Origin of the sequence: Hominisplanchenecus faecis, from assembly GCF_020687205.1 — a bacterium.
GTDB classification, from domain to species: domain Bacteria; phylum Bacillota; class Clostridia; order Lachnospirales; family Lachnospiraceae; genus Hominisplanchenecus; species Hominisplanchenecus faecis.
In genome coordinates this window covers 1-17,864 of record NZ_JAJEQE010000061.1, presented here as the reverse complement: position 1 = coordinate 17,864, position 17,864 = coordinate 1, and the positions used below count along the sequence as shown (strand labels likewise).

General features: G+C 42.2%; 14 protein-coding genes and 2 riboswitches. Of the genes, 9 read left to right on the top strand and 5 right to left on the bottom strand.

Features of this window, described 5'->3' with window-relative positions; translation table 11 throughout:
* Positions 1-70: 70 nt before the first annotated feature.
* From LKD42_RS13390 to LKD42_RS13375, 4 genes are all read right to left on the bottom strand, one after another.
* Entirely contained in the window at positions 71-1,288 is a 1,218-nt protein-coding gene (locus LKD42_RS13390) for a bifunctional 3,4-dihydroxy-2-butanone-4-phosphate synthase/GTP cyclohydrolase II (protein WP_022118108.1), read from the bottom strand.
* A gap of 16 nt (positions 1,289-1,304) precedes the next feature.
* Positions 1,305-1,958 carry a riboflavin synthase gene (gene ribE / locus LKD42_RS13385; RefSeq protein WP_022118107.1) on the bottom strand — a complete coding sequence of 218 codons (654 nt, stop codon included), beginning with the start codon at positions 1,956-1,958 and terminating at the stop codon, positions 1,305-1,307.
* Complete coding sequence (ribD, locus tag LKD42_RS13380; protein ID WP_248835998.1) at positions 1,940-3,067, bottom strand: bifunctional diaminohydroxyphosphoribosylaminopyrimidine deaminase/5-amino-6-(5-phosphoribosylamino)uracil reductase RibD; 1,128 nt, start codon at positions 3,065-3,067, stop codon at positions 1,940-1,942. The genes ribE and ribD overlap by 19 nt, the downstream gene beginning before the upstream one ends.
* Positions 3,068-3,419: 352 nt before the next feature.
* Positions 3,420-3,534: riboswitch (FMN riboswitch) on the bottom strand.
* A gap of 64 nt (positions 3,535-3,598) precedes the next feature.
* Complete coding sequence (locus LKD42_RS13375; protein ID WP_248835999.1) at positions 3,599-6,808, bottom strand: hybrid sensor histidine kinase/response regulator; 3,210 nt, start codon at positions 6,806-6,808, stop codon at positions 3,599-3,601.
* A gap of 82 nt (positions 6,809-6,890) precedes the next feature.
* Positions 6,891-6,982, bottom strand: a riboswitch (cyclic di-GMP riboswitch).
* 339 nt (positions 6,983-7,321) lie between these two features.
* Between LKD42_RS13375 and guaA the strand changes: the two genes are divergently transcribed.
* Positions 7,322-8,899, top strand: coding sequence for a glutamine-hydrolyzing GMP synthase (guaA, locus tag LKD42_RS13370; protein ID WP_022118367.1), 1,578 nt, complete (start codon positions 7,322-7,324; stop codon positions 8,897-8,899).
* A 292-nt stretch (positions 8,900-9,191) separates the two neighbouring features.
* Here guaA and LKD42_RS13365 read toward each other — a convergent pair whose 3' ends face one another.
* The gene (locus tag LKD42_RS13365; RefSeq protein ID WP_009247529.1) at positions 9,192-9,722 is read right to left on the bottom strand and encodes a helix-turn-helix domain-containing protein; all 531 of its coding nucleotides are present in this window, start codon (positions 9,720-9,722) and stop codon (positions 9,192-9,194) included.
* Positions 9,723-10,170: 448 nt separating this feature from the next.
* Here LKD42_RS13365 and LKD42_RS13360 point away from each other — a divergent pair, with 448 nt between their 5' ends.
* From LKD42_RS13360 to LKD42_RS13325, 8 genes are all read left to right on the top strand, one after another.
* On the top strand, positions 10,171-10,359 hold the full coding sequence (locus LKD42_RS13360) for a helix-turn-helix domain-containing protein (protein ID WP_009247528.1): 189 nt from the start codon (positions 10,171-10,173) through the stop codon (positions 10,357-10,359).
* Positions 10,360-11,451 (top strand): site-specific integrase, encoded by a 1,092-nt coding sequence (locus LKD42_RS13355; protein ID WP_009247527.1) that lies wholly within the window; start codon positions 10,360-10,362, stop codon positions 11,449-11,451. It begins immediately after the preceding gene.
* Positions 11,441-11,776, top strand: a complete 336-nt coding sequence (locus LKD42_RS13350; protein ID WP_118468257.1) for a plasmid mobilization protein — start codon at positions 11,441-11,443, stop codon at positions 11,774-11,776. The genes LKD42_RS13355 and LKD42_RS13350 overlap by 11 nt, the downstream gene beginning before the upstream one ends.
* Positions 11,766-12,920 (top strand): AAA family ATPase, encoded by a 1,155-nt coding sequence (locus LKD42_RS13345; protein WP_009247525.1) that lies wholly within the window; start codon positions 11,766-11,768, stop codon positions 12,918-12,920. Before LKD42_RS13350 ends, LKD42_RS13345 begins: the two co-directional genes overlap by 11 nt.
* A gap of 355 nt (positions 12,921-13,275) precedes the next feature.
* The gene (locus LKD42_RS13340; RefSeq protein ID WP_019190307.1) at positions 13,276-14,415 is read left to right on the top strand and encodes a plasmid recombination protein; all 1,140 of its coding nucleotides are present in this window, start codon (positions 13,276-13,278) and stop codon (positions 14,413-14,415) included.
* 26 nt (positions 14,416-14,441) lie between these two features.
* The gene (locus LKD42_RS13335) at positions 14,442-14,819 is read left to right on the top strand and encodes a TnpV protein (RefSeq protein ID WP_009247523.1); all 378 of its coding nucleotides are present in this window, start codon (positions 14,442-14,444) and stop codon (positions 14,817-14,819) included.
* Positions 14,820-15,272: 453 nt separating this feature from the next.
* On the top strand, positions 15,273-16,817 hold the full coding sequence (locus LKD42_RS13330) for an ATP-binding cassette domain-containing protein (protein ID WP_009247522.1): 1,545 nt from the start codon (positions 15,273-15,275) through the stop codon (positions 16,815-16,817).
* A gap of 84 nt (positions 16,818-16,901) precedes the next feature.
* A complete protein-coding gene (locus tag LKD42_RS13325; protein WP_009247521.1) occupies positions 16,902-17,399 on the top strand; it encodes a nucleotidyltransferase domain-containing protein in 498 nt (165 codons plus the stop codon).
* The last annotated feature ends 465 nt before the right edge of the window (positions 17,400-17,864 follow it).

Below are 17,864 nucleotides of genomic sequence, written 5' to 3'. Positions count from 1 at the left end.
GGGCGGGTCCCAAGGTCTTTCATCCACCTATGAGCAAGCTCATGTGGATTTAGACCTTTTGACCCTGGCATCATAAATTGATTGCTTTGAAAATATGTCCCATCTTTTCCTGTTTTGTTCTCATATATTTCAGGTCATATTTCTGCGGCGGAATCTCCAGCGGTACTCTTTCATTGATCTTCAGTCCGAACCCGCCAAGTCCGTAGACCTTATCCGGATTGTTCGTCAGTAATCTCAAGGATTTTACACCAAGGTCTGATAAAATCTGTGCCCCGATCCAATACTCGCGAAGATCCGGTGCAAACCCTAATTTTACATTTGCTTCCACAGTATCGTATCCCTGCTGCTGAAGTGCATATGCTTTTATCTTATTGATCAGACCGATGCCTCTGCCTTCCTGCCGCATATAAAGAATGATTCCTCTGCCTTCTGCTTCTACCTGACGCATCGCAGTCTGAAGCTGAAGACCGCAGTCACATCGAAGTGATCCAAATGCATCTCCGGTCAGGCACTCCGAATGTACACGGCAGAGCACATCTTCACCATCTCCGATCTCACCTTTTACCAGTGCAAGATGATGTTCTCCTGTAATATCATTGATATATCCATGAATTTTAAAATCACCGTACTGTGTCGGGAGATCTGCAACCGCCTCTTCTTTTACGTGTTTTTCATGTACTCTCATATAATCCTGCAGATCACGGATTGTGATAAAGGTCAGATTGTGTTCTTTTGCCATTTCCCACAGCTGCGGTGTGCGCATCATGGTACCGTCTTCTTTCATGATCTCACAGCACACACCGCATTCTTTCAGTCCGGCCATTCTCATAAGATCCGTCGTTGCCTCTGTGTGACCGTTTCTTACCAGAACACCGCCTTTTCTGGCAATAAGAGGAAATACATGTCCCGGTCTTCTGAAATCTTCCGGTTTTGCCTCCTCGTCCACACATTTTCGGATCGTATAAGAACGCTCTGCTGCCGAGATACCGGTCGTTGTGTCTGCATGATCCACTGCCACCGTAAATGCAGTTCCGTGATTATCGGTATTTTCAGCAACCATCGGCGGAAAATTCAATTTTGCCGCAATTTCCGCACTCATTGGTGTGCAAATCAGTCCTTTCGCATAAGTTGCCATAAAATTAATATTTTCCTGCGTTGCAAATTCTGCCGCACAGATCAAATCTCCTTCATTTTCTCTGTCCGGATCATCGGTAACCAAAATGACTTTTCCTTCCCTTAAATCTCTCAGTGCTTCTTCAATGGTATTGTACTGATTGTTTTGTGACATAATAAATATCCTCCTCTTAAAATCCGAATTTCTCCAGAAATTCCATCGTAATTCCGGATTCTTTTTTCTCTTCTTCGTTTTTTTGAATGCCAAGCAGCCTTTCTACATATTTTCCGATCACATCATTTTCCAGATTAACCGGATCACCCGGCACTTTTTCCAAAAGTGCAGTTTCTTCTCCCGTATGCGGAATGACCGAAACCTGAAAACCCGTTTCATCCACTTTCGCTACCGTCAGGCTGATCCCATCGATACAAATGGAACCTTTTTCTACGATCAGATGCAAAATCTGCGGTGATGTTCCGATCGATACCCAGATAGCATTTTCTTCCCGGATCATGGAACGGATCACACCGGTTCCGTCAATATGGCCGCTTACGATATGTCCTCCGAATCTGCCATCGGCAGCCATCGCACGCTCCAGATTTACTTTGCTTCCGGCCCTGCTGCTTCCAAGACTGCTCCTTCGGATTGTCTCTGCCATTACATCTGCGGTAAATCCATCCGACTGAAGCGATGTAACGGTCAGGCATATGCCATTTACGGCAATACTGTCACCAATCTTTGTGCCTTCCAGTACTTTTTTCGCTTTCACTGCCAGAACTCCGGATTCTCCTGTCAGCTGTATATAGCGGATTGTTCCTTTCTCTTCTACGATTCCTGTAAACATGACTCCTCCTGTTCTTTTCCACACACCTGACATGTGATTCGGATATCCTCACCGATCTGGCAGATATCGGTACATTTCAGCTTTACTGCTTCTGAAGGGAAACGGACACCGATGCCTTCCACCGGTGTTTTGCTGTTCATACCGCCAAATAATTTCGGTGCTATAAAAGCCTGTACTTCCTGCACAATTCCAGCTCGCAGAGCACTGTCATTTAATGTGCCTCCGCCTTCCAGAAGAATACTGTCAATGCCTTCTTCCCCGAGATATTTCATCAGTTTTTTAAGATCCACCTGATTGTTTTTATCCGGACAGCAGATCGTCTCAACTCCCATTTCATGTAATCTTTTTCTTTTCGCTTCTGTATTTTCCGAATCTGCATAAGCCACAATTGTCCTGTACTTTCCTGCACTTTTTACGATCTGACCATCCAGCGGAATCCGAAGCCCGCTGTCACACAGGATCCTGATTGGACTTTTCCAACCTTCCATGCGAACATTTAACATTGGATCGTCCGCAAGCACCGTTCCGATGCCCGCCATGATCCCCATATACCGATGACGCATATGCTGTACTTCCGCTCTTGCTGCTTCTCCGGTGATCCATTTCGATGCACCTGTTTTCGTCGCAATTTTCCCATCCAGTGTCATGGCATATTTCATCACCACATAAGGTGTCTTCGTTGTAATATAATGGAAAAATACTGGATTGAGCCGGTCACATTCTTCCCTCATAAAATCCTCAATGACTTCAATACCTGCTTCCTGCAGCATCTTTATACCTTTTCCTGACACTTTCGGATTCGGATCTCTGGAACCGATCACCACTCTCTTGATCTTCTGCTCAATGATCGCCTCTGTACATGGAGGAGTTTTGCCATAATGACAGCAAGGTTCCAGTGTGACATAAATGGTCGCACCTTCCGCAGATTCCGTAAGTGAAGCGATCGCATTACGTTCTGCATGAAGCTCTCCGCATTTTTTGTGATAGCCTTTTCCGATGATCCGCCCGTTTTTTACGATCACTGCCCCTACCATCGGATTCGGATTTGTCCAGCCCTCTCCTTGTTTCGCCAGTTGAATAGCCTGGAGCATATAATTCTGATCTGTCATTTGTGTTCCTTCTTTCCAAATTTATTTCTTTTGCGGGATAGGATAGATTTCAAGTCGAACGCACGTGAGACTTGGTGCGTGATTCTGGTCAGCGAAAGCTGACATATTCTTCTCAGAATCACTGCACATTCTACACTTCGTTCCGGTCGGCACAAAACCATTGTCCACTGGACAATGTGTGCCCTCGCGGAGCGTTTATCTCAGTCGGAGATTGTACTCCCACTGAAACAAATTTGTTGCTCGCCATTTATAGAAGTGGGAGTCTTCTCCGACTAAGATTAAAAAAGCTCTGAAATGGATTACCATCTCAGAGCATCGATACTACATTCATTTATCTGAAAATCAACTGTACTATCATCTTCTTCCATCCAGACTGTACTGTCGGCTCCGGAATCTCACCGGATCATGCCTCTCGGCTCGCGGGCTTTACCGCCGGTAGGGAATTGCACCCTGCCCTGAAGATATTTTTCTCTATCATAGTACTTTATTCACGATTTGTAAAGGGGAAATTTTAATGCTCCGATTATCCTGTTACAGCCAGCTTTCCAGAACATCATTCAGCTTATTCATATCCAGCGGTTTTGCGATATGTCCATTCATGCCTGTATTTTTTGCAAGCTGTACGTCTTCTGCAAAAGCATTGGCAGTCATAGCAACAATCGGCAGTTTTCCCTGTTTGCCCTTAAGGCTCCTGATTGCTGCAGTTGCCTCATAACCATTCATGACAGGCATTTGGATATCCATAAAAACAAGATCATACAATCCTTCCGGAGAAGCTTCCACTTTTTCAACTGCGATTTTTCCATTTTCTGCTGTTTCCACTTCTGCTCCTGTCATCTGCAAAATTTCAACACCAATTTCTCTGTTCAACTCATTATCCTCAACCAGCAGAATCCTTTTTCCTGTATAATCTGCTTCTGACAGTTTCTCCAGATAATTTCTTGCTGTTTTTTCTTTTCTGTCTGAAGTAAACTGCCGCAGTGTAGCCGTCAGCCGGGAACGGAACAGCGGTTTTGCAATAAAAGCATCTATGCCCGCCGCCTTTGCTTCTTCTTCAATCTCGCTAAATTCATAAGATGTCAGTACAATGATGGTAATTTCTTTACCTATCCGCTTCCGGATCTGTCTGGCTGTTTCTATGCCATCCATATCCGGCATCTTCCAGTCTAAAATAACAGCAAAATAATCATTTTTTAGCTCATGACGTGCATAACAGCACTCAACGGCTTCCCTGCCGGAGAGAACCCATTCGCCTGTAATACCGATTTCTTTCAGTGTGGCAACTGTACTTTCACAGCAGGTTCTATCATCATCCACAACCAGAACAGGCAGATTCATCAGATTTATGTCCTGTTCTTTTTCTTTTTCCTGAAGCTCCAGATAAATCGTAACCGTAATTCTGGTTCCCTTATGTAAGGTGCTGTCTACTTTAATATTACCATTCATCAGGTTCACAATATTTCTGCTGATCGCCATTCCCAGACCAGTTCCCTGAACTCTGGTTGTCCGGTGGTCATCCGCACGACTGAAAGGATCAAACATGATTTTCTGGAATTCCGGTGACATGCCGATTCCATTATCCTCAATCGTAAATTCATAGCATCCAAGTTCTGAAAATCCATTTGGCTTTTCCTCTATGGAAAAAATAATATTCCCACCATTCGGTGTATACTTGATCGCATTACTCATCAGATTCACAAACACCTGCTGGATCCTCAGGCTGTCACCACAGACATCCTCGTGTTCAATGTGATTGATGTGTATATCAAAATTATGTTTATGTTCATCAAGCACCGGTTTCGTAAGTGTAATAAGATTATCTACCAGCTCTGACAGATTGAAATCTTCCTGTGCCAGTGTCATTTTTCCACTTTCAATACGTGCCATATCCAATACTTCATTGATCAGCCCCAGCAGATGGCGGCTTGATTCTGTGATCTTGCTGAGACATTCAATGACTCTGTCCTGGCTCTCAATATTTGCTCCTGCGATTGCCGTCAGACCCACAATCGCATTCATCGGTGTCCGGATATCATGGGACATATTGGAAAGGAATTCTGTTTTCGCACGATTTGCATTTTCTGCGGATCGGTAGGCCTCTTTCAGTGCCTGACGAGATTCAATCTCTGCTTTCTTCTCCTGTGTCACGTCCATGGATGCCAGCAATACTTTTATCAGTTTTCCATCCTCCCATTCCAGAGGAATATAAGAAGCAATTTTATAAGTCTTTTCATCCAGGCTGCAATACTCAAACTTATAAATATCATTTTCATTTTTCAGATTCTTCTGGATATTTTCCGGTGCTGTCAGGATATCCATAGGTTCCAATGGTTCCAGTGTCTTATACTTTTCAAGAACCTGCATCCGGAAATCATGATAAAATCCCAGAGGTTTATATATCATCTGTCCATTCAGATTGTAGAATTCATATCTGTCATTTTCCAGATCACAGACAACAAAGCGGTCAACCAGACGCACAATACTCTGAATCAGCTGCTCCATGGAAGCATTATCCGCTGCCATCTGCAGATGCCGTGCGCTCTCTACCTTTGCCTCTGTGATATCACGCAGAAAGATCATGGCATATTCTGAATCCTCTATTTCGCCACGTATGACCACATTGCGGACCCATCGTTCTTTTCCATTCAGAGTGATACGGCACTCTAAAGCCAATTCGGTTTCCAAACCCTTCAGCCTTTCTGCAATATAACCACGGTCGTAAAAAGAGGATACCGCCTTCTTATCTGTCTCCACAACATAGGAATCCACAAAATGCCGAATCAATTCATCCCACGTATGACTCTGTTCAAAGACGGTCATCAGGGACGGTTCAACCTTAAAAGTATCAAAAGTATTCGCTTCCAGATTCACATAATACTCGCACAAATCTGTTTTCGTAAAAGCCCGGTGGAAAGCAGCAGATTTTTGTGCCTGCATGATTTCTTTTTTCTCCGCATCAATGTTAATAAAAATCCCGGCAATCCTACTGGCAGAACCATCCAGACGGCGTATTACTTCTGCCGATGCCCGAAACCACTGGTATTGATTATCCTTCATTCTCATACGATACTCTACCTGGTATTTTATCTGGTTCGTCTTATCCTTAATTGCCGCCTGAAGCTGCATCATTACTCTTTCTTTATCCTGTGGATGCAGAAGATCTGACCAGGATTCCAGTTTATTCGGAAAGTCCAGAGTATCATGATAGCCGAGCATTTTTCGGAATTCATGACTCCAGTTTGCATTCACAATCTCACTGTTTTCGTCACAATCAAAATACCAGAAGCCGGAATAGATAGCCTCATTGAGCAGTGCCAAATTTACATGATCCCAGTTGACCTGTACGGACATAACCCAGATCTGTCTGCCCGCCTCATCTGTCGCATCCTCTTTACAAAGCCGTACATCATTCACTGTACCGTCTGCTGTAAGGATCTGTCCTTCCCCTGTTCCGTGAAGCTGCAAAAAACGGTCTCGCTCCAGTATATCTTCCTTGTCATAAAAAAAGTTTTTCAGTGAGCCTTTTGTCTGTTCCATGAAAGTATCGAATGTATGTCCTGTACTATGTAACAACAGATTACTCACAGACAAAATAGACAGATTTTGGTCATAATATCCTGTCATTATACCTACCCCGCCATTATTTTCCAGTGTTTTCTGTACGGCCTGTGATATGGCTTGTGTCTGTTCCGTTACAGCTTCACCTAAAGAATAATATATTTTGTCTTCATAATTTTGCATTTTATAAAATCCTCTCTTCGCCTTCTTCATCCTGCTTTTATCTGTATACAGAGAACCTGTCCCTGCCAGTTTTTTCACCCATTTTGGCATACAAAAAGGACACCTGCCAAAATCTGCCGGTGCCCCCTTCTGGCTTTGCGTCCCTGCTTTTCAACAAGTTTGCCTTTAAATAATTTCCATTTTTCCAAAAATAAAAATACCATGAAGTTTTTTACACGTCAATAATATCGGATAAAAAATTTGTATTTTTTCATTTAACCCGTTGTGCTAACTATAAATGTGCAAGTTCGTGATTTTACATAAAAAGTTGCGGTTTCATTCTCCAGAACACAACATTCATGCTTCCAAAGCCCTGCATGGCATTGATATCTTTATGTTTGTAAAAAATCTTCTGTGAAATTTTAAGTTCCTCAATTGTGCAAAAGAATAAACTTGTAAATAAAGAATATTTACATTATAATGAAAAGATATCAGCGATAAACATTCAACAGATTAAAAACAGGAGGAAGGACTTTGAAAGAAGAAGTAGTAATCGTATTGGACTTCGGTGGACAGTATAACCAGCTGGTTGCCCGACGCGTAAGAGAATGCAATGTCTATTGCGAGATTTATTCTTACAGAACCGATATTGAAAAAATCAAAGCGATGAATCCAAAGGGAATCATCCTGACAGGCGGGCCGAACAGCTGTTACGAGCCGGATTCTCCAACATACACCGATGAACTTTTCAAACTTGGCATTCCAGTGCTTGGACTGTGTTATGGTGCACAGCTGATGTCACACGTGCTTGGCGGAAAAGTAGAGCGTGCTGATGTCAGAGAATATGGAAAAACCGAAGTATTTATCGATAAAAAAGATTCAAAAATATTCCAGGGTGTGTCTGCACAGACTACATGCTGGATGAGCCACTTCGATTATATCTCAAAAGTTGCACCGGGATTTGAAATCTCTGCACACACCGCAGACTGTCCGGTAGCAGCAGCAGAAAACGAAGCAGAAAAACTCTATGCGATCCAGTTCCATCCGGAAGTACTCCACACTGCAGAAGGAACGAAGATGATCAACAACTTCGTCAAAAATGTATGCGGCTGCAAAGGCGACTGGAAAATGGATGCATTTGTAGAGAACACGATCAAAGAGATCCGCGAAAAAGTAGGAGACGGAAAAGTACTGCTTGCACTTTCAGGCGGTGTAGATTCTTCCGTTGCAGCAGGTCTTCTTTCCAGAGCCATCGGCAAACAGCTTACCTGCGTATTCGTAGATCACGGTCTGCTGCGTAAAGACGAAGGCGATGAAGTAGAAGGTGTATTTGGACCGAACGGTCAGTTTGATCTGAATTTCATCCGTGTGAATGCACAGGAAAGATATTACAAAAAACTGGCAGGTGTTACCGAGCCGGAAGCAAAACGTAAGATCATCGGTGAAGAATTTATCCGCATTTTTGAAGAAGAAGCAAAGAAAATCGGAGCCGTAGATTTCCTGGCACAGGGAACCATTTATCCGGACGTTGTAGAGAGCGGTCTCGGCGGAGAATCCGCAGTGATCAAATCCCATCACAATGTAGGCGGCCTTCCAGATTTCGTAGATTTCAAAGAAATCATCGAGCCGCTGCGTGACCTCTTCAAAGATGAAGTCCGCAAAGCCGGACTGGAACTCGGCATTCCGGAAAAACTGGTATTCCGTCAGCCATTCCCGGGTCCTGGTCTTGGAATCCGTATCATCGGTGAGGTAAATGCAGAAAAAGTCCGCATCGTCCAGGATGCCGATTACATTTACCGTGACGAAGTGGACAAAGCAGTTGCAGCTTACAAAGCAGAGCATGGAACAGCACCATCCTGGATGCCGAACCAGTATTTCGCAGCCCTGACTAACATGCGTTCCGTTGGTGTAATGGGTGACGAAAGAACGTATGACTATGCAGTTGCACTTCGTGCAGTTAATACCGTCGACTTTATGACCGCCGAAGCGGCAGAAATTCCATTTGCAGTACTGCAGAGCGTCATGAGCAGAATCATCAACGAAGTTCGCGGAGTCAATCGAGTATTTTATGATCTGACCAGCAAACCACCTGGAACTATCGAATTCGAATAAATCGAGTTGCTTAAAAAAGCCAGTGTTTATGCGGGTTTCAGCGATTTCGATTAGTCTTTTGATAACAAATTGATAACAGTCATAGCAAGTGCCATTATTCTTGTTATCCAGTGGTTTATGGGTAACGGAACAATTAACAGGTGGCTTGCAGACTAAAGTTCGGAGCTTGGCTCTGAACAAATTCCATATTATAAACTAAGCCCTTAGCTGTGGTTAATAACCATAGTTAAGGGCTTTTTTGTCGTTGCCAAAGCATCTGTAGGGAGCTGCCAGTGGCAGGTCCTGTAGGTGCTTATTTATCTTTCAAGTGGTCTTTGAATGCTTCCACGAGAGCGTCACTTAATTCCTGTGATGGAACTTTTGCCCAACGCTGTGTGGTGTCGAACTCTGGATAATGGTAACGCCAGTTATCGTATTCTTCTCTGTTGATTTCTTCGGAAGATAGCTTGTCTGCCTGTTCTTTCCAAGCATACAGCATTTTGAGGAGTTCATATGCTTCTCTGCCTTTGTCCTTGTTGACCTTTAAGCATACCTCTCCGTCTGCTTCACTGACAGTAAGACCGTAAATATCTTCAAGGGTAAACAGAGTGTGCATAAGACCGATATAGCTGTCTATGTCAGGAACATCAAGAGCCTGTGGAGAAACATCAAGCACCTGTGCCAATGCATTTGTAAGGTCTGCTTTCGGTTTGCGTGTACCAGTTTCGTACTGTGCCAAACGCACATCAGCACTCTTTTCTGGAAAACCGATTGCTGTACCGAGATACTTTTGTGTCATACCACGCATTAGTCTGAAAAAATGTATTCTTTCGCTGATAGCCATAATGATACGCTCCTTTTATATTTAGTGAAATAAGTATAGCAGAAATGTTTAGTGGAAGTCAAGAAAAACCGAAACAAAAATGTTTAATATTTTCTTTGCAACCACTTGACAATAGCAAATATGTTTAGTAAAATAAATTACGAATTAAACAAATATGCTTAATGCGACAACTGAATGACCGTCCGAAAAGCCAAACCGCCAAGACCTCGTCGGAGCAAGTTCCGTATCGTTCGCTTGTGTGCAAGCACAAAAGCTCATTCGCTGCACTGCTCCTCCTCTTCCCCAAAAGTCTCCGACTTTTCGGGAACCCCTATACGAGCGAGCGCCTGATGTACTGCGGTGCATTGGGACAGCACAGCGCCTGCCGACAAGCAGGAGTGCCTGTTGGAACTTTAACACGGAGAAAGCGGCAAGCAAAAAATTATTTTAAGAAAGGAAGAAAAAGGATATGGAAAACAGATTTATCCGAGCCGAAGATGTGGCTCAGGAACTAAACGTATCAAAACCTTATGCATATAAACTCATCAGACAATTAAATGAGGAATTGAAAGCAAAGGGCTTTATTACGATTGCAGGGCGTGTAAATCGCCAGTATTTTTACGAAAGGCTCTACGGAGCAGGAAAGGGGGAAATGTAAATGCCGGTATTTAAGAATGAAGATAACGGTACTTGGTATGTGATGGCAAGGTATGTGAACTGGAAAGGGGAACGCAAGCAGAAATGCAAGCGTGGCTTTGCTACCAAACGAGAAGCACAGGAATGGGAAAGAATGTTCAAATTGCAGACTTCTTCAGACCTTGATATGAGTTTTGAAGCCTTTACGGAGCTTTATATCAATGATGTGAAGAACCGTTTGAAGGAAAACACGTGGCTTACCAAAGAGCATATCATACGCACAAAGATACTTCCGTATTTCGGGAAACTGAAAATCAGCGAGATTTCCACAAAGGAGATTATTACTTGGCAGAATGAAATGCTTGCCTATCGTGATGAGAAGAAAAAGCCTTATTCACAGACGTATCTGAAAACGCTGCACAATCAGTTGTCCGCCATTTTCAATCACGCTGTCCGCTACTATGAACTGCGTTCCAATCCTGCGGCAAAGGTGGGAAATATGGGACGTGAGGAACACAAGGAAATGCTGTTCTGGACAAAGGAAGAATACAAGAAATTCTCTTTTGAGATGATGGACAAGCCTGTTTCCTTTTATGCGTTTGAAATGCTTTACTGGTGCGGTATCCGAGAGGGCGAGCTGTTAGCTTTGACTCCGGCAGATTTCAACTTTGATAAGGAAACAGTCACAATCAATAAATCCTATCAGCGTTTGAAAGGGCAGGATGTGATTACTTCTCCGAAAACGAAAAAGAGCAACCGCACGATTAAAATGCCGAAGTTTCTGTGTGAGGAAATGAAAGAATATCTCGGTATGCTTTACGGATTGAAGAAGAAAGACCGTATCTTTACGGTGACGAAAAGCTATCTTCATCACGAGATGGACAGAGGGGCAAAGGCGGCAGGCGTGAAGCGTATCCGCATTCACGATCTCCGTCACAGCCACATTTCACTCTTGATTGATATGGGCTTTTCTGCGGTGGCGATTGCTGACCGAGTTGGTCACGAAAGTATTGATATTACTTATCAGTACGCACACCTCTTTCCGTCAAAGCAGATTGAGATGGCAGAAAAATTAGATGATTTAGGGAAAGGAGATTTTGAAAATGTCAGCTAAGAACAGAGATAACAAAAATCGTTGGAGGAATATCACAGTAGGGTTTCGAGTATCGCCCGAAGAAAACGAACTCATTAACAGAGCTGTAGCTCTATCAGGATTGCCAAAACAGGAGTATTGTTACCACCGTTGCTTAAATCAGGATGTGGTGGTACAGGGCAATCCGAGAGTGTATAAGGCGTTGAAAACGGAATTTGCCACAGTCCTTGCGGAACTGAAAAGGATTGAAGCAGGAAAAGGTGTGGATGATGAACTGCTGAGTGTAATAGAACTGATTTCCATTATTCTCGGCGGTTTGAAAGGAGAGGATGCGAATGGAGAATAAAAAAGAAATGACTATTCCAAATGTATCTGCGGCAACAGATGCGGAACAGTCACTTTCCAAATGTACTGACAATAGTATAGTCAATCAGGATACGGATTTCAAGGGGTACGAGCAATCTTTTGAAGAAATGCAAAGGGAAATACTCAGACAGTTAGACCCTTCCTATCTGAAAACAGTATCAATGACAACGCTGTATGATACGGTGTTTGAGGTTCAGACACCACTTATCGACGGTCTGCTCCAAAGGGGAACTTACCTTTTCGTAGGTTCCCCGAAAGTGGGAAAGAGCTTTATGATGGCACAGCTTGCCTATCATATCAGCACAGGCACACCGCTTTGGGAGTATAAGGTGCGTAAGGCAACGGTGCTTTATTTTGCCCTTGAAGATGATTACCCACGTTTGCAGAAGCGATTGTTTCAGATGTTCGGTGCAAAGGAGACAGGCAATCTGTATTTCGCAACGGAATGTAAAACGGTCAATGGCGGACTGGAAGAACAGATAAGAGGGTTTATGAGGGAACACCCAGACACAGGCTTGATTATCATAGACACCTTAAAGCGTGTGCGTGAAGCAGGCGGAGCAGATTACAGCTACGCAAGTGATTATGATGTTGTGGCAAGGCTGAAAGCGTTGGCAGACAGTTACAAGGTTTCAATGCTTATTGTTCATCATACACGCAAACAAAAATCGGAAGATATATTCGATATGATTTCAGGCACGAATGGTCTGATGGGTGCGGCAGACGGTGCATTTGTTCTCAGTAAGGACAAGCGTACTTCCAACAATGCCACACTTGATGTTGCTGGCAGAGACCAGCAGGATATGAAAATCCATCTTGTAAGGGACAGCGAGCGATTGGTGTGGAACTTTGCAAAATCGGAAACGGAGATGTGGAAAGAACCGCCCGAACCTCTGCTTGAGAAGATAGCGGATACGCTCTTTTCGGAAAGTGACAGATGGGAAGGAACTGCTTCGGAACTTTGCGAAAGGCTTGCGGTGGATATAAAGCCGAATGTACTTTCTTTAAGGCTCAGTATCAACGCAAGCAGGCTGTTTCGTGATTACGGTATCCGTTATCAGAACAGCCGCACACACGACGGAAGAAAGGTTTCACTTTGGAAAGAAACCGAGCAGACGGCGTGACAAACGGTGTCAAAGGTGTCAATGTTTTTGAGAGCAGCACGCTGTGAAAAACATTGTCACCATCGTCACACTTTGACACCGGATAAAGTTTAGGGGAGTGTGCAGAGAGTGCCTTTTCAAAGGCGGCTCTTTGGTCTCGCCTGCTGGCTCGGTCGGTTCGCAGGCGTGTGTGCCACCGGCACACGCTCACCCCTCGGAGAGCCTTCGGAGAACGCAAAACCTGTTTACAGGTCGCATTTTTGATGGGTGTACCCGTCAAAAGTGCTTTTGCGTTACTTTTGACAAAAGTAACAAAACCTGAGAATGTTGAAATTTACAGATGGGAGATGAAAAAATGCAGAGAACGATAAGTGCAATGGTCGGTAAAGGCTCGGTCAATCACAATAGCCGAAAGTTCCGAGCAGAAAATGTAGACGGAACTCGTACTCATCTCAATATCGACTACTGCAATGAAAATATAAAGACAGTTTATCACGAATTGTTTGATGAAGCATTGGAAAGATACAATGCCAAGCAGATAAGGTCAGACCGAAAGATAAAAGATTATTATGAAAAAATCCGAAGTTCCAAGCAGGAAAAACCGTTCCACGAAATCATTTTACAGGTGGGCGGTAAGGGAAATATGAACGCCGATACGGAAAACGGAGAACTGGCAAAGCAGATTTTAGATGAATACTATCAGGGTTTTCAGGAGCGAAATCCACAGCTTCGGGTGTTCTCGGCTCATCTGCATATGGATGAAGCTACACCACATCTGCACATAGATTTTGTACCTTTTACCACAGGCAGCAAGCGTGGACTTGATACAAGAGTGTCACTAAAGCAGGCTCTTGCAACGCAAGGTTTTAAGGGCGGCAGTCGTGGCGATACGGAGTGGTCGCAATGGATACAGTCCGAAAAAGAACAGCTTGCGGCGGTGATGGAACGTTATGGGATTGAGTGGGAACATTTAGGCACACACGAAAAACATCTTTCTGTTTTGGATTATAAAAAGCAGGAAAGAGAAAAAGAAGTGGCGGCATTAGGTGCGAAAATCGAGCAGAAACAGATTGAATTTGATGTGTTGTCGGAACGAGTATTGAACTATGATAAGGCAAAAGACGAGCTGTCAAATCTTGAAATAGAGCTTGATACTGCACCGAAATATCAGTTGCCAGAACCAGAGAAATTTATGACTGCAAAGGCATATAAAACCAAAATGGCAGAGCCGGTTGTAAGGAAATTGAAGCAACTTGTCAAAACGGTGCTTGCCCGCTGCTTTGAGGGGTGGGACAACTATCATAGGCTGAATACAGCGAATGCACAGTTATACCGCACCAATCAGCGTTTGGAGAAAGTCAATGAAAGATTGACCGAAGAAAACAAAATCCTAAAAGCAGAAAATAAAGATTACAGCCTGCTCCGTAAGGTTTTTGGTCGCAAACAGATAGATGATTTGTTGGAGCAGGCAAGAACAGTTAAAGGTCGCAAGCGTGATAATACACGATCACGATAGACAAAAATCACAGGAGGAAAAGGAAAATGACAAAGACAATTTTTGAAGAAATGGGCGGAACTTATAGACAGGTGGGTGATTATTTATTGCCGAACATCACAGTACCAGCCGAAGAAGAAATAGAGCCGATTGGTTTATGGGGGAAACGACATGCAAGGCATTTAAAGGAACACTATAAAGTGTTATATATGAACCTGCTGACAAGCGGAAAGCTGCATAGTTATCTTGCAGAAGTCGATAAGCAAGCAGAGGATATGTTTCTTCGACTGGTAAAGGAATATGCCGACAGACAAGATGTGACGGAACAATTAAAGAAAGATAATCCCTACGAATGGATTGGAAGAATGAATAATATTCAGGCTTGTGTGAGGGAAGTTGTAGGAACGGAGTTGATTTACACATAAGCGTTTTACGGTATGGTGCTCCTGCGTTTGCTGGAGTGCTGTGGTTGTGGTTGTAAAGAGGTTGTGAAAGATTGAATTTCGTAATGGTTGGATGTATAATTAGGAAGTGAAAATTTTAATTTGCACTTCCATAAGGTGAAATGTATTGACACAAAAAATACAGTATGATAGTATTGCCATTAGAAGAAAGAAAGGCACATTTTGTGTAAGGTGAGGAAATGATTAATAGATAATTTGATTTAAGTAAGACACATATAGTTATTGAGCCTGTAGAGAATAGGTTTGTTTTGTGTACGCTTAAGTTGGATTATCGCAAGAGGCATTTCCTTTGTTTTCCTTTTGGAAAAGAAATAAGGGTCTATTTAGCGAGTCTATTTTTGCGTATGCAAAAAAGACTCGTTTTTGTGTGTTCAAAATAATAATTGGCTCAGACTTCGAAAAGGAGAAACTTTAATGTTGCAGATAAAAAAATTAAATTTAACACATAAAAAAGACCTGAGAATAATTCTTAATGATTTCAACCTTGTGCTAAATGATGGAGATAAGGCAGTTATTATTGGAGAAGAGGGAAATGGGAAATCGACATTAATGAAGTGGATATACAATCCGTCGCTTGTAGAAAACTATATAGAAGCAGATGGGGAAAGGATAATGGGACACGAACGTCTTGGTTATCTTCCGCAGGAGATGCTCGATGAAGATAAGGAAAAAACAATATACGAATATTTTTCTGAAGAGGAAATATTCTGGGAGAAAACGCCTAAAGAATTGTCTGTTATTGCGGGAAAATTTGGAATGAAAAATGATTTTTTCTACAGTAACCAGACAATGGGTAGTCTTTCAGGAGGCGAAAAAGTCAAGACACAACTTATGAGGCTTTTCATTCGCGATGTTTCTGTGCTGTTGTTGGACGAACCTTCCAATGACATCGACATTGCGACGCTTACATTACTGGAAAAAATCATAAATGACTGGAAGCACATTGTGCTTTTTATTTCACACGATGAAACGCTGATAGAGCGTACTGCCAACATGGTGATACATATCGAGCAGATTATACGAAAAACAAAGGCGAGATATACCGTGGCAAAGCTTCCCTATAGACGCTATGTGGAAGAACGGCTTCATAAATTTGAAATCCAAAAACAGCGGGCACTGAGTGACCGTAGGGAGAAAAAGATTCGCGATGAAAAATATCAAAGAGTTATGCAGAGTGTACAAGGTGCATTAAGAAGTTGTACCAGACAAGCACCGTCTGTTGCCAAAAACTTAAAGGACAAAATGCATACGGTTAAGGCAATGGAACGAAGATTTGAAAAAGAAGATGAAAATATGACTCAGATGCCGGAACAGGAAGAAGCAATCTTTGTCAAATTAGGGGATGAAAACTCACACATTCCCGCAGGAAAAACGGTCATAGAATATGAACTTTCAAAGCTTGTGACTCCGGATGGCAAAAGAATTTTAGCAGAAGGAATTCATTTAAAAATAAAAGGTTCAGAAAAAATCTGTATGATAGGAGCCAACGGGGCAGGAAAAACGACTCTTCTAAAAAAGATAGCGGAAGAACTCCTAAATCGGAATGACATTAAAGCAGAATATATGCCTCAAACTTATGAAGACCTGCTGGATTTGGATGTTACACCGGTTGATTACCTTGATAAAACAGGAGATAAAGAAGAGCGTACAAGAATTAGAACATACCTTGGTTCACTTAAATACACACCAGATGAAATGGAGCATCCGATTCGGGAGTTATCAGGCGGACAAAAGGCGAAAGTGCTTCTCTTGAGGATGAGCTTAAGTGGTGCAAATGTTCTTATTCTGGATGAACCGACAAGAAATTTTTCACCATTGTCCGGTCCGGTAATAAGAAAAATGCTCCGAGAATTTCCGGGGGCTGTCATTAGCATTTCTCACGATAGAAAGTATATTGAAGAGGTGTGCGATAAAATATATCAGCTAAATCCTAATGGATTACAGCTAATTGGTGATTGATAACAAAAAGGATGAAAGACTGACAAATTTCAGGCTTTTAGTGAGTTGGAAAGCATACAAAGATTTGAATTTGGAGGATAGATTATGGTACGTACAGAAGATGCATGTGAAATTATAAAATATGCTTTGCAAAACGAAATTAAAGTATATTTAGATGGCGGATGGGGTGTTGATGCACTTCTTAAAAGAGAATCAAGAATACACAATGATATTGATTTGTTTGTTGAACTGAAACATTATCATGATTATATTTATGTGATTAAGCAGCATGGATTTGAGGAAGTAAATACTGATTATACAACGGATGGTCATACTGTCTGGAAAGATGATAAACAAAGAATCATTGATTTACATTGTTTTGAATTTACAGATGACGGAATTGTTTATGAGGGAGATATATTTCCATCAAAAACTTTTTCCGGTATTGGAAAAGTTGGAGATATAACTGTTTCTTGTATTGAACCATTGAGTCAGGTAATGCTTCATTTGGGATATGAACACGATAAAAATGATGTGCATGATGTGATGCTGTTGTGTGAAACATTTCAAATAGCAATACCAGATGAATATAAGGAAAAGTAAAATTTCAGTTTTGTGTTGAATCTCTAAGCAAAATAGCTTATAATTTGACATGCTACATATAGTTATTATCCACAGTTATCGAGTAGGTGTTATCAATGCCGATAACAAAATGATAACATTAGCTCGTATAGGCAGGATAATATGGATATATCAAATAATCAAAAGAACGAGAAACATTACAGAGAATAATTCCTAAACAAAAAGCGTTAGTCTTTGTAGAGTTTGAATAGACATTTTGTTCTTACAAAATGCTCGAAAGCCTTGATTTTCCAAGGTTCTTGAAAATGGGTATATTGGAAAAGTAATAAAAAAGTAATACTCCTTATAATGAGAAGTATTATTTCAAAGAAGCGAAGCACAAAAGTAATATCATTACTTTTGTGCTTCTGACGGTGTGAAATTTTTTCTGTAAATTTAGATCTTCTATGATAATTATGGCGGCTTAACAGCGGTTTCTGCGGTTAA

Bases quoted from the DNA above. Each gene is read 5' to 3' on its own strand.
- LKD42_RS13390 (WP_022118108.1), bottom strand. From the start codon at position 1,288: ATGTCACAAAACAATCAGTACAATACCATTGAAGAAGCACTGAGAGAT.
- ribE (WP_022118107.1), bottom strand. From the start codon at position 1,958: ATGTTTACAGGAATCGTAGAAGAGAAAGGAACAATCCGCTATATACAG.
- ribD (WP_248835998.1), bottom strand. From the start codon at position 3,067: ATGACAGATCAGAATTATATGCTCCAGGCTATTCAACTGGCGAAACAA.
- LKD42_RS13375 (WP_248835999.1), bottom strand. From the start codon at position 6,808: ATGCAAAATTATGAAGACAAAATATATTATTCTTTAGGTGAAGCTGTA.
- LKD42_RS13365 (WP_009247529.1), bottom strand. From the start codon at position 9,722: ATGGCTATCAGCGAAAGAATACATTTTTTCAGACTAATGCGTGGTATG.
- LKD42_RS13360 (WP_009247528.1), top strand. From the start codon at position 10,171: ATGGAAAACAGATTTATCCGAGCCGAAGATGTGGCTCAGGAACTAAAC.
- LKD42_RS13355 (WP_009247527.1), top strand. From the start codon at position 10,360: ATGCCGGTATTTAAGAATGAAGATAACGGTACTTGGTATGTGATGGCA.
- LKD42_RS13350 (WP_118468257.1), top strand. From the start codon at position 11,441: ATGTCAGCTAAGAACAGAGATAACAAAAATCGTTGGAGGAATATCACA.
- LKD42_RS13345 (WP_009247525.1), top strand. From the start codon at position 11,766: ATGGAGAATAAAAAAGAAATGACTATTCCAAATGTATCTGCGGCAACA.
- LKD42_RS13340 (WP_019190307.1), top strand. From the start codon at position 13,276: ATGGTCGGTAAAGGCTCGGTCAATCACAATAGCCGAAAGTTCCGAGCA.
- LKD42_RS13335 (WP_009247523.1), top strand. From the start codon at position 14,442: ATGACAAAGACAATTTTTGAAGAAATGGGCGGAACTTATAGACAGGTG.
- LKD42_RS13330 (WP_009247522.1), top strand. From the start codon at position 15,273: ATGTTGCAGATAAAAAAATTAAATTTAACACATAAAAAAGACCTGAGA.
- LKD42_RS13325 (WP_009247521.1), top strand. From the start codon at position 16,902: ATGGTACGTACAGAAGATGCATGTGAAATTATAAAATATGCTTTGCAA.